This window comes from Rhizobium sp. B21/90 (genome assembly GCF_019355815.1).
GTDB classification, from domain to species: domain Bacteria; phylum Pseudomonadota; class Alphaproteobacteria; order Rhizobiales; family Rhizobiaceae; genus Rhizobium; species Rhizobium rhododendri.
This window is the reverse complement of sequence record NZ_CP072163.1, coordinates 125410-137700: the sequence shown is the minus strand read 5'-3', so window position 1 is coordinate 137700 and position 12291 is coordinate 125410. Positions and strand designations below refer to the sequence as shown.

Annotated in this window: 9 protein-coding genes and 1 pseudogene; 7 read left to right on the top strand and 3 right to left on the bottom strand. The window is 60.8% G+C overall.

Annotation, left to right across the window (positions count from 1 at the left end; all coding sequences use genetic code 11):
- Nucleotides 1-6 precede the first annotated feature (6 nt).
- Nucleotides 7-924, bottom strand: coding sequence for an oxaloacetate decarboxylase (locus J5278_RS18875; protein WP_209185917.1), 918 nt, complete (start codon nt 922-924; stop codon nt 7-9).
- A gap of 128 nt (nt 925-1052) precedes the next feature.
- On the opposite strand from J5278_RS18875, the gene J5278_RS18870 reads away from it, so the two are divergent.
- Nucleotides 1053-1721, top strand: coding sequence for a GntR family transcriptional regulator (locus tag J5278_RS18870; protein WP_247749393.1), 669 nt, complete (start codon nt 1053-1055; stop codon nt 1719-1721).
- A gap of 210 nt (nt 1722-1931) precedes the next feature.
- Here the strand turns inward: J5278_RS18870 and J5278_RS18865 are convergent, their stop codons facing one another.
- Nucleotides 1932-2831, bottom strand: a complete 900-nt coding sequence (locus J5278_RS18865) for a LysR family transcriptional regulator (protein WP_209185918.1) — start codon at nt 2829-2831, stop codon at nt 1932-1934.
- A gap of 111 nt (nt 2832-2942) precedes the next feature.
- On the opposite strand from J5278_RS18865, the gene J5278_RS18860 reads away from it, so the two are divergent.
- The 4 genes and pseudogenes from J5278_RS18860 to yghX all read left to right on the top strand — a co-directional run bounded on the left by J5278_RS18860 (nt 2943) and on the right by yghX (nt 8630).
- Nucleotides 2943-4256 carry an MFS transporter gene (locus tag J5278_RS18860; protein ID WP_209185919.1) on the top strand — a complete coding sequence of 438 codons (1314 nt, stop codon included), beginning with the start codon at nt 2943-2945 and terminating at the stop codon, nt 4254-4256.
- Nucleotides 4253-5395, top strand: coding sequence for a mandelate racemase/muconate lactonizing enzyme family protein (locus tag J5278_RS18855; protein ID WP_209185920.1), 1143 nt, complete (start codon nt 4253-4255; stop codon nt 5393-5395). The genes J5278_RS18860 and J5278_RS18855 overlap by 4 nt, the downstream gene beginning before the upstream one ends.
- 261 nt (nt 5396-5656) lie before the next feature.
- Nucleotides 5657-7633 (top strand): alpha/beta hydrolase domain-containing protein, encoded by a 1977-nt coding sequence (locus J5278_RS18850; protein WP_209188153.1) that lies wholly within the window; start codon nt 5657-5659, stop codon nt 7631-7633.
- A gap of 110 nt (nt 7634-7743) precedes the next feature.
- Nucleotides 7744-8630: pseudogene (gene yghX / locus J5278_RS18845) on the top strand (YghX family hydrolase).
- Between the two features lie 102 nt (nt 8631-8732).
- On the opposite strand, the gene J5278_RS18840 reads toward yghX, so the two are convergent.
- The gene (locus tag J5278_RS18840; RefSeq protein WP_209185923.1) at nt 8733-9974 is read right to left on the bottom strand and encodes an amidohydrolase family protein; all 1242 of its coding nucleotides are present in this window, start codon (nt 9972-9974) and stop codon (nt 8733-8735) included.
- Between the two features lie 111 nt (nt 9975-10085).
- On the opposite strand from J5278_RS18840, the gene J5278_RS18835 reads away from it, so the two are divergent.
- The gene (locus J5278_RS18835) at nt 10086-11285 is read left to right on the top strand and encodes an ROK family transcriptional regulator (RefSeq protein WP_209185924.1); all 1200 of its coding nucleotides are present in this window, start codon (nt 10086-10088) and stop codon (nt 11283-11285) included.
- An 8-nt stretch (nt 11286-11293) separates the two neighbouring features.
- Nucleotides 11294-12280 (top strand): ABC transporter permease, encoded by a 987-nt coding sequence (locus tag J5278_RS18830; protein ID WP_219258877.1) that lies wholly within the window; start codon nt 11294-11296, stop codon nt 12278-12280.
- The last annotated feature ends 11 nt before the right edge of the window (nt 12281-12291 follow it).

Sequence of the window (12291 nt, the reverse complement as noted above, 5' to 3'; positions counted from 1 at the left end):
CCTCAGTTATGGCTTGAGTCCGACGGGTGCGAAGGTCTTCTGAAGCTCTTCGAGATGGGTCATTCCCATCAGATCGTTCAGCTCGTCGAAGGGGACCAGCAGATCGGGCCGCTCGATGACCCGTTCTTCCCGGATAGACTGGCCGAAAACATCAAGAGCGTTTTTCATGCCCTGAATCGCGGCAGCCGTCAGCATGCGGGGATAAGAGACTGCCTTAACGCCCATGTCCTCAAGCTGGCGGGCTGAAAGCAGTGGTGTTGTGGATCGCTGACGGATACCAAAACCCATATTGACGGAAAGCGGCTTGCTGACGTTCCGCGCGACGGTCGCTATGTCCTCGGCAGAACGCAAGGCATCGGCAAAAAGCATGTCGGCACCGGCTTCCGCGTAGAGGTTCAGGCGGCGGATAGCTTCACCGACACCGTAAATAGCGGTCGAGTCTGTGCGGGCCTTGATAACGAAGTCGGGATCTATGCGAGCCTCGGCAGCCGCCTGGATTTTCTCGACATGCTCCTCTGCGGAAATGACTTGCTTGCCTTCCATGTGGCCGCAACGCTTCGGCCATACCTGGTCTTCGATCAGCAAGCAGGCGATGCCAGCGCGATCGAACCCCTGGACGGTGAAATACACGTTAAGTGCATTGCCATATCCAGTGTCGCCGTCTGCAGACAGCGGGATCGTGCTGATCGCAGCCAATGCACCGGAAGCGCGAACATTTTCTGCGTAGCCCATGATGCCGACGTCAGCCCAACCGAGATTGCTTTCACTGAGACCTGCGCCGGTAATATTCGCGGTCTTGAATCCCATCTGCTCGATGAGCCTGAGACTATAGCCATCGAAGACGCCTGGGCAGACCAGGATGCCCGGCTCTGCCAAAAGAGCCCGCAGTCGTGCCGCTGGCGTCGATGATTTAGGTGTCGTCATTGTATCCTCCCAATGATAGGTCATATTCTACTCCAGGATTTGAGTTGTCAACACTTCTTGGTAAATCGTTCAGTGTTGAGGCGTAATTAGCCGTTCGTGAGCAAAAGTGTCAACAGATTGGAACTGATATGGAAACAACCAATAAAGAGATGACGCTGGCTGAACAGGTCTACCAACGCCTTACCGCTGCCATTCTTGACGGTGAGCTCGCGGCTGGATCAAAGATCTCTGAGCCTGCCTTGGCACGTGCTTACGGCGTTAGCCGCGGTCCGCTGAGGGAAGCGCTTCACCGCTTGCAGGAGAGGAAACTGATCACCCGATCGGCCAACCAGGGACCGCGCGTCATCAAGCCGTCAGCACAGGCGCTTTTGGAACTCTTCGTCGTTCGCGAGGCGCTGGAAGGCATGGCAGCACGCATGGCGGCACTGAATGCGACCGAGGCCGAGATTGTTGCTTTGCGTGCCGCCGTCGCTGGTCCAACATCGGTATCCGACGGCGCCATGGAAACCACCGACGGTGCCTATGAACAATTGGATCGGGACTTTCATGTGGCAGTTGCAAACTGCAGCCGGAATCCCATGCTGATCGGTTTGCTTTGCGGCGAACTTTATCCGCTGCTGAAACTCTACAGGGGGACCCCGGTTGGGCATAAGCCGCTCAGATTGCGGGCAATCGACGAGCACCGCCGCGTTGTGGACGCAATCGCTGACCGAGACGCGGAGCTCGCCGAAATTTTAATGCGGCGGCATATCCTGGCAGCGCGTAGCAGACGAACGGAAGCGCTAAAAGAAGGCTGACGGGCAAGGGGGCCTACCCTAGAACGGCCAGTACTCGCTCAATTAATGCAAGCCAGCGGACATCCGCAACTATCAGGAGTTTCGAGCCTCGATCTTCCACGACGCTGAGCGGCGGCGGCGAGGCACGATGCGGACCTGGGCCTGCGCGAGGACTTCGCGGCCTTTGCGGCGGTCGCGGTGGATCCAGCTTTCTGTCTGTTCCTGCTCTTATCAGGCCAAATGGTATCCGATTTTGTCCAGAATCCGTGCGGTCGTGGTTTCCACGGCGATGCCCTTCGGATCGATGGTGCCTTTCCGGAAGCCGACGAACAGTCTGCCGTTCTCGATCCCGGGATTGGACGGCAGCAGTTGCATCGTTTCTTCTGACAGATGACGGGCCGCCATGCGCGTCGGCAGGATGGCCGCTCCCAGCCCGGAGGCCACCAGTTCGGCGATGACCGCCACGCTTGTGCAACTGCTGACATTGACAGGTTGTATGTTGGCGTTCGCAAACCAGTAGCTCATCTGCCGATGCATCGCCGAAGGCGAGGGATTGCAGATGATCGGCTTGTCCCAAAGGTCTTTCGGCGAGACGGCGCGATCGATCTTCCATGCTGCTGGTGCGACCCAACTCGTCGGCTGCGGCCCGAGCGGCTTCAATGTGACCTTCTCGTGCCCGATGGGATTGAGGAGAATGGCGACATCCAATCCATCGTCGACCAACGCCGTCTCAAGAGTCGTGCTCGTCGATACCACCCATTCGGGCGATAGTTTCGGATGGTCTTCCAGGAGGCCCGCAAGCAGCGGTGCCAGGCAGTTGACAGCAAAACCTTCGGCTAAGCCAACCCGGATCGTGCCGGCGACGCCGTTTGAGGCGTCGCTGTTCTGCATCGACCCTACCTCGGTCATGATGACATGGGCTCTCGGCAGAAAAGCACGACCCTCCGCTGTCAAAACCATGCCCTTGCCGGTCCGTTGCAGGAGCTCGCTTCCGACCGCATCGCGAAGGTCTTTGAGGCGGAGCGAAATGGATGGCTGCGCCAGATGAAGATGGTCCGCGGCCTTCTGCGCGGATCCCAGCTCGACAGTCCAGACGAAAGCCTCAATCTGGGCGAGCGTTATGCGCGTCATTGGAAATTCCTATGTGAACTCGCTTAAAAAACTCATTTGGTTTGTCAAAGTCAATGTTGCATACGAGTCGACGAGGAACGGCCTGGAGGGGCCTTGAGGGGGGACGAAATTATGGACGACCGGAAAGATATTATCGCCAAGGCGGCAAGACGCATCCTGCCCATTCTGATGCTGTGCTATTTCGCCGCCTTTCTTGATCGCGTCAATATCGGCTTTGCAGCGCTGACGATGAGCAAGGACCTCGGCTTTTCGGCCACGGCCTTCGGCTTCGGCGCCGGCATCTTCTTTCTTGGCTACGTGCTCTGCGAACTGCCGAGCAACCTGATCCTGGCGCGCGTCGGCGCCCGGCTGTGGATCGCCCGCATCCTGATCAGCTGGGGTATACTGTCGGCCGCAACCGCCTTCGTTTGGGATCCTTCCAGCTTCTACATTGTCAGGATTCTGCTGGGCGCTGCAGAAGCCGGGTTTTTCCCCGGCATGATCTTCTTTCTAACGCTTTGGTTTCCCAAAGCCTATCGCGCCCGCATGTTCGCGACTTTCAACATTGCCGTGCCACTTGCCTCGATGATCGGCGCGCCGGTCTCCAGTCTGGTGATAGAGGGCCTCAACGGCGCAGGCGGACTTTTTGGATGGCAGTGGATGTTCTTGATCGAAGCGTTTCCGGCGGTCATCATGGGACTGGCCGTGCTCTTCTACCTGCCAGACTCACCAAAGACAGCCAGCTTTCTAACCGCCGACGAGCGAAGCTGGCTGGCATCGAAGATCGACAGTGAGCGTCAGGCCCAGGAGACGGTCGAGCATTTTTCCGTGAAAAAAGCCCTGTTCGATCCAAGGGTGCTGCTGATGTGCCTCATTGCAGTTGGCTTGGTCATGGGTACGACCGGGGTCGCGGTCTGGATGCCGCAATTCGTCAAACAGTTTGGCCTTTCGAACCTGCAGACGGGATTTGTCACGGCCATTCCAGCTTTGTTCACCGTGCTGGCAATGATCTTGGTCGGACTCCATGCCGACAAGACCGGCGACCGCGTCTGGCATGCGGCGGGTCCTTTTCTTGCCAGTGCGATCGGCTTTGCGCTGGCGGCCTTTTCCAGCAATCCGATCCTCGGGCTGATCGGCCTGACGATCGGCGCTGCCGGCATCGGTGGCGCATCGCCGAACATCTGGATCTTTCCGTCGACGCTGCTGACCGGCACCGCCGCTGCCGCCGGCATCGCCCTGGTCAACTCGGTCGGCAGCACTGGCGGCTTCTTCGGCCCGTCAATCATCGGCTGGGTGCGCGATGCCACCGGAAGTTTTACGGGATCGCTGCTGTTCCTGGCGGTCTCCATGGCGGTCACGGCCGTCGCCATTCTGGTTCTAGGCCATAGCATGCGCGACCTGCTGAAGCCCAAACCGGATCCTCGTCACATCAGAGCAACCGCATGAAAATCACCCAGGTCAAACTCCATCTTCTGTCGGCGCCGCTGTCGGAGCCGATCGGTAACGCGCTGATGTTCTTCGCCAGCCGCGATACGCTGCTTGTCGAGATCATTGCGGACGGCGTGTCCGGATGGGGCGAGGCCTGGGTGGCGCCGGTGGTGGCGGCAAAACTGATCGAGACGAGCCTGGCGGCCTGCGTTATCGGCCAGGACCCGTCGCATATCGGCCGCCTCTGGCAGACCCTGCGGGATGCGGCCGGCGGTGAGCCGGGCATGACGGCGGTGGCGGCCATGGACATGGCGCTTCATGATCTTACCGCCCGCCTCTACGACGTGCCACTGTCGACCCTGCTCGGCGGCGCGGTGCGCGAACAGGTGCTGGCCTATGCCAGCGGTCCATTCTTTAAGCCGGGCGGCCATCCCTATCGCAATTTCGAGCCGGAGATCGACGGCTATCTCGCCAGCGGCTTCCGTGCCTTCAAAATGCGTAGCGGTTTTAGTCCGGTTGACGATGCGGCCGCTGCCATCGCGGCGCGGCGCCAGATCGGCGAGGACGCCGCGCTCATGGTCGACTTCAACCAGTCGGTCACGCCGCGTAATGCCATCGCTACCGCCCTGCGGATGGAGGAAGCCGACCTGCTGTGGATCGAGGAGCCGGCCAGCCCACAGGACGTCGCAGGATACAGTCTGGTGTCCGAACAAGTGCGGTCGGCGCTGGCCGGCGGCGAGACCTATCGTTCCGCCGCAGCCTTCCTGCCGTTCCTGCAGCGGGGATCCCTCGATGTGCTGCAACCGGATATCGCCATCTGCGGCGGCCTGACCGGCGTGCTGCGTGTCGTCGCCCTCGCGGAACTTTTCGATCGACCGGTCATCCCTCATATCTGGGGTAGCACGGTGAATTTTCACGCCGCGCTGCATCTGCTGTCGACCTTGGCGACGCACCGGGCCGGACCGACATCGGCCTTTCCCTATTTGGAATACGACGTCGGCCCCAACCCGCTGCTTGATCTTGCCGGCCATCCGGCCCTCAACGCGGATGGCACGGTCAGCGTCCCGACTGGGCCGGGCCTCGGTATCGCGCTCGACGCCAAGGTCATCGAACGTTGGAGGGTCGCCCATATCACCATTGGCCCGTCGCAGGGGTAGTGCGCCCACGCGTTCGGTTGCCGGAAACCGTTGGCAAAGCCGGCCCTAAAAAATCATCCTGCCGTGACTTTCGGCACTGTCATTGGGCGCGTTGCCCTATGCCAAAAAAGTGTGTTGCGGGCCTGGTCCGCCAAAGTAAGGTTAACGGACAGCGATAGAGGAGTGTCGCTGGGCCGGCTTGCGCACCTTCCCTCGGGAAAGAAGCCGCGCCGTCCGAAGTGAAATTGATAATGCCTGGGTTTGGCCCAGCGGGGGGATTTTATGAAGAAGTTGCAGTGGCTGGCCTTGTGCGCCGCCTTTCTGTCGTTTGGATCTTTTGCGATACCGGCATATGCGGCGGTCACGGAAATCACCATTACCAAAGTCCAACCGGCCTTCGAGGGCCAGTCGTTCGGCAGCGCCGGTGCCTATGAGCGGGTCGAGGGAACGATCAAGGGCGCAGTCGATCCAAAAAATCCGCTGAATTCGAAAATCGTAGATATAGGCGCTGACAAGAGCGGAGGGCCGGTTGGCTATTCGGCGAATTTCATGATTTTCCGGCCCGTCGATGCGTCGAAGGGCAACCACAAGGTCGTCTACGACATCAACAACCGTGGCAACATGCTGACCTTCGGCCTGTTCAATGATGCGCCGAAATACAACAACGATCCATTGAGCAAGGCCGATGCCGGCAACGGTTTTCTGATGCGCCAGGGTTATACGATTGCCGTCAGCGGCTGGGATTCGGTTTCACCGGACATGCCCGGCATCGGCGCCGGCCCCTTCAAGCTGACGGTCCCGATTGCCGTCAATGCCGACGGCTCGCCGATCGTCGGGCCGGCCATGGAGGAATATGCGGTCGACGATGGCAAGACCGAGAAGGGCAGGCTGACCTATCAGACGGCCGACAGCGACACCGCCACGGCGTCGCTGATGGTGCGCACCCTGGTCGATGACCAGCCGACGACGATCGCTGCCGACAAATGGCAGTTCGATCCGGATGGCATGAGCATCAGCCTCAAGCCATCGGGCACGAAATTCGAGGCGGGCAAACTCTTCAATTTGGTCTACCAGGCCAAGAACCCGAAGATCGCGGGCCTTGGCTACGCCGCCGTGCGCGATTTTGCCGTCTTCCTGCGCAGCGACAAGAGCTCGCCGATCCCCAAGGTCGACAAAATATTGGCGACCTGCGATTCCCAGCCTTGCCGCTTTCTGCACGACTACGTCGAACTGGGGTTCAACCAAAGCGAGACGGGCATCCGGGCCATCGATGGCGTCCTCAACTGGGAAGGCGGTGGTAGCGGCCTGTACTTGAACTACCGCTTTGCCCAGCCCTACCGGACACACCGCCAGCGCATCAATCGTTGGTTCCCCGAATTCGAGTTCCCCTTTACCTACAAGGATACGAAGGACACGGTGACCGGCAAGACCGCAGGCTGGCTGGACGCCTGCACCAGGAGCAAAACCTGTCCGCTGGTAATCGATGCAAACTCCGAGAATGAGTACTGGGCGAAGGACGGTGCGCTGGCGCATACCGACACCGTCGGCAACGACCTTGCCGACATAGACGGCGTCCGCATCTATTTCATCACCGGCCCGCCACATGGCGATGGGATTCCGGTGACCGGCAAGGCCGTGTGTGCCTATGAACGCAATCCGTTGGTCGGCAACCAGGCGGTACGGGCGCTGCTGACGGCGCTCGACCAATGGACTTCGAACGGCACCACGCCGCCGCCAAGCCTCGTGCCGCGCAAGGACAACGGCACGCTGATCGCGCCGACGCAAGCAGCCGCTGCCTTCCCGCATATCGCGGGCGTCACCTTGACAGGCCGGATGCACACCGGTGACTTGTTCGACTACGGCCCACAGGCAGCCAGCGGCATCCTGACCACCTGGCCGCCGAAACTGGTGAGCATGCCATACCCGACGATGGTGCCAGCGGTGGACGCCGACGGCAATGCGATCGCCGGTATGCGGCTGCCCGACATCGCGGCACCGATCGGCACCTACACCGGCTGGAACAATCGCGCTAACCCGATACTCGATGGCTGCGACGGCTTCGGCAGCTTCCTGCCCTTTGCCGCCACCAAGGCCGAGCGCATCGCCAACAACGATCCGCGTCCGTCACTGGAGGAACATGCCGCCTATGTGAAGGCGGTGTCAACGGCTGCCACGGCGTCGCTGAAGGCGCATGTGCTTCTGCAGGAAGACGCTGATCGCTACATCACGCTGGCAGAAGACAGCAACGTTGGGCGTTGACATCGGAGGGCGGGAGCGACGCCAGTGGCTGTTTCCGCCATGTCCTGCGACCTGGCATTGACTGACACCGGCGATGGCCCCATCGATCGTTCGAACCAAGGGAGAGTGCAATGACCCGCCTGACCGCAAAGGACTTTCAGCCAGAGCTGCTCGAACTCTACGATTACTATGCCCATGGAAAAATCACCAAGCGCGAGTTTCTCGATCGCGCCGCAAAATTTGCCATCGGCGGCCTGACAGCGGCGGCGATCCTCGCCTCGATGAGCCCGGGCTATGCGCTCGCCCAGCAGGTCGAATTCACCGATCCTGACATTCTCGCCGAGTACATCAGCTATCCGTCCCCCCAAGGCAACGGCCAGATCCGCGCCTACATGGTGCGGCCGGTCAATGCCAAGGGCAAGGTGCCAGCTATCGTCGTCGTCATGAGAACAGGGGTCTCAATCCCTATATCGAGGACGTCGCACGTCGCGTCGCCAAGGCCGGCTTCGTGGCGCTGGCACCCGATGGCCTCAGCGCCGTCGGCGGCTATCCCGGAAATGATGAGAAGGGCAAGGAACTGCAGCAGCAGATCGACCCGGGAAAGCTGATGAACGATTTCTTTGCCGCAGTCGATTTTCTCATGCATCACGACGAGACGACCGGCAAGGTCGGCATCACCGGCTTCTGCTATGGCGGTGGCGTCGCCAACGCGGCGGCCGTGGCCTTCCCGGAGTTGAGCGCTGCCGTACCGTTCTACGGTCGACAGCCGCGCGCCGAGGATGTCGCCCGCATCAAGACGCCGCTGCTCCTGCATTACGCCAGCCTCGACACAGGTATCACCTCCGGCTGGCCGGCCTATGAGGCAGACCTCAAACAAGCCGGAAAGACCTACGAGGCCTACATCTATCCAGACGTCCATCACGGCTTTCACAATGATTCGACACCGCGCTACGACGAGGCTGCTGCCAAGCTTGCCTGGGAGCGGACCATTGCCTGGTTCAACCGCTATCTCGCCTGATCTCGGGGCCAGGAGCAGATTTTATCCAACCGCCTCAGCCTATCGCAAAGGAGGCCTGCCGGAGAAAGATTTATCAGCCGGCGAGAAGAAGGCATGCAGCCGCTATTGCGGCTGCCGAGAGGGCTGAATGATCGTTACACCCTGCTTCATGACAAACAAAGGCTGCATTACGACCGAAATATCGTCCAGCGGATTGCCGGCAAAGGCGACAAGATCGGCGGCCTTGCCTGGTTCGATGGTGCCCGTTTCGCCGGCAATTCCCAGCACTTCGGCGGACAGCACGGTTCCGGCCTGCAGCGCTTGAAGCGCTGTCATGCCCCAGTCGACAGCCAGAATGAACTCATTCGCCGCTTCCTTCAGAGGATGGGTCGGCGCGCCGACAAGGTCTGTGCCAAGGGCAAAGCGGACGCCGGCCTTCAGCCCGAGCTGGAAATCCCGCTTCATGATATCCCAATGGCGCTCGTAAACCGCCCGTTCCCAGTCTGGATAATGGAAGAGATCGTAAGCAAGGCGATGGAAATGCAGCTGCGAAATGGTCGAGACCACGATGGTACCGGTATTGACCAGCTTTTCGCGTGTCGCCTCGGATATGCCGTAGCCGTGCTCGACAATGTCGACATCGCATTCTAGCGCAAGGGCGACTGCGGCCTCGCCGATGGCATGGGCGCTGACCTTCAGGCGATTGCGATGGGCCTCATCGACAGCGGCCCGGACTTCGTCGGCGCTATACGTCGCGATCTGGGCCAGCGGATCGTCGCCCCAGGCATGATAGCGGTCGTGCACTCCGCCCTTCGACAGGCCAAGCTTGATAAAGTCGGCACCGTCGCGCACCCGTTCACGGACAGCCTGACGGACACCGTCGACGCCATCGGCCAGTTCGCCGCTGCGCCGAGCGGCTGCGAGCGGCACTTCCTTGGAATCCCAGGTGCCTGAGGTCGAGGAGATGAAGGCGCCGGCTACTTTCAACCGTGGTCCTGTCGCAAAGCCCTCGTCGATTGCGCGGCGCACTTCCGTGCCAATCGTGGATCCGAGGCAGCGCGCCGAGGTGAAGCCTGCTTCCAGCATCTGCCGCAATTCGAACAGCGCCCGCGGCGCGCGATAGGCTTCCCGCTCGGTCGCAAGTGTGTTCAGCCGCATGCTGTCGACGCCGAAGGTATGCATATGGCAGTCGATCATGCCAGGCATCATTGTTGCCGTACCGAGATCGATGACATGGCCACCAGCATCCGTTTCGGTTTCGATTGCGACGATCTTGCCGGCAGCGACGACGAGAGCTGCGTTCTCGATCGAATCGAGTTTTGCGCCGGCGAGAATTCGCCCGGCCTTGATCCGCAATACACTCACATCCATCTCCCCATTTGTCCAAATTTGGACATATAAAGCTATTTATTTGTACGGGTTTGACAGATGTATTTGCCTGTGTCAAACGAGGTCTAGGGAAGGAGGAGCTCTTCAATGACGCCACTACAGACACGTCTTCGCGCTGGTGTGATCGATGCGCTTACCCATGGCGGCCCGCAATCGAGGGCGGCACTTGCCCGCCTCTTCGGCGTCTCCCGCTCCACCATGTCTTCGCTTGTCTCGTCGCTTGTCGCCGATGAAATCATTCTCGAAAGCACTGAAGTCAGCGATGGCCAGAAGGTGGCCGGACGGCCCGGAACGCTGATCGAACTTGCCGGCCGCAAAGGCTATTTCATCGGCATCGACTTCGGCCGCATCTTCATCAAGGCTGCCATATCCGACGCCAACTACCGGATCATCGAGCAGATCTCCTGCGATTTCGACATCGAAGTTCCGGCCGACGCTGCGCTGGATCTCGCCGCTGCGGCCGTCGAGCAGATCATTGCTGCGGCCGGCGCCGACCGCGAGCAGATCAGGGGCGTTGGCATCGGCGTTCCCGGTCCCGTCGATGCGGCGACCGGCCAATTGCATGCCGGTTCGATCCTTGCCCGCTGGGTCGGCACCGATGTGCCCGGTGGCCTTGCCAGGCGGCTGAGGCTGCCTGTCTATATGGACAATGACGCCAATCTCGGCGCGCTAGCCGAAAGCACCTATGGTGCGGCCAAGGAGACGACGGTGGCGCTCTACGTGCTGCTCTCCGTTGGCGTCGGGCTTGGAGTTGTCATCAATGGCCGGGTGTTTCGCGGCGCAAGCGGCATCGCCGGCGAACTCGGTCACGTCGTCGTCGACGAGCACGGCGATGTCTGCCGCTGCGGCAGCCGCGGCTGCCTGGAAGCCAAGGTTTCGGTCAACGCCTTGTCGAAAGCGCTGAGCGCCTCGCATGGCGAGATTTCCTCCGACGAGATGTTGAAGATGGCCGTGGCCGGCGATGTCGGCGCCAACCGGATTCTTGCGGACGCCGGTGCCCTGGTCGGGCGCTCGGTCGGCGCATTGTGCAACTATTTCAATCCGGAAATTGTCATCGTCGGCGGCGAACTGATGCGGGCCGGCGATAACCTCCTGGTTCCGCTGCGGGAATCGATGCGGCGCTTTTCGATCGCCCGGGCCACGGAAAATGTGCGGGTCGTGCCCGCCTCCCTGGGCGAGCAGGCCGAACTGATCGGCACCTTGCTGTTTGCCGGCGAAAAATCCCGGGCCGCCCAGGCCAGCAAATTGAAGACGGGTGCAGGCCCGATCGCGTTAATTGGAGCGTAATGACAGACATGGCATCCACCAACGAAGCTGTTCCCGATAAGAAATCGCCCTGGGCCAATCTGCCCTGGTCGTCGCTGTCGACGTACGGGATTTTCATCATCTTCATTCTGCTCCTGATCGGCTTCAGCCTCACCGTGCCGCATTTCGCCACCTGGGCGAATTTGTCCAACGTCTTGCAGCGCAATTCGATTATCGGCATCGTTGCCTGCGGCATGCTGCTGATGATCATCACCGGCGGCTTCGATCTGTCCGTCGGCGCCGTCGGCGCCATGTCGTCGGTGGTGGCCGCTGCCGTCATCGTCAACTATTCGATGCCGCTCGGCATCATCGTCGCACTGCTGCTCGGGCTCGGCGTTGGCCTGGCCAATGGTTTCTTCATCTCGAAGATCGGCATCAATCCCTTCGTCACGACGCTCGCAACGCAGGTGCTGGTGACCGGCTTCCTGTTCGTCGGAACATCGGCGCAGCCGGTCTACGGCGTGCCTGAATCCTTCACCTTCCTCGGTCTTGGCCGCATCGGTCCGGTGCCAGTGCCGACGATCATCTTTGCCGCCGTCGTCATCGTCACCTGGGCGATGCTGCGCTTCACGACGCTCGGCCACTACATCTACATCGTCGGCGGCAACAAGGCGGCCGCCCGGCTGGCCGGCATCAATGTCGACCGCGTGCTTTTGACAACTTACGGCATCGGCGGCCTGTTTGCCGCCATCGCCGGCATCGTCCTGCTTGGCCAGACCAATATCGGCCAGCCGGCCAGCGCCGGCGACTGGCCGCTGACAGCGATCGCCGCCGTCGTGGTCGGTGGCGTGCCGCTCAGCGGCGGTGTCGGCCAGATCTGGAGCGCCGTGCTTGGAACCTTGCTGCTTGGCATCATCGCCAATGCACTCAATCTGCTGGGTGTCTCGCCATTCTGGCAGCCAGCAGTAACGGGGGCGGTCATTCTCGTCGCCGTCGGACTGGACAGCTATCAACGCAAACAGCGCGAACTGCGCTGAACCACAACGGA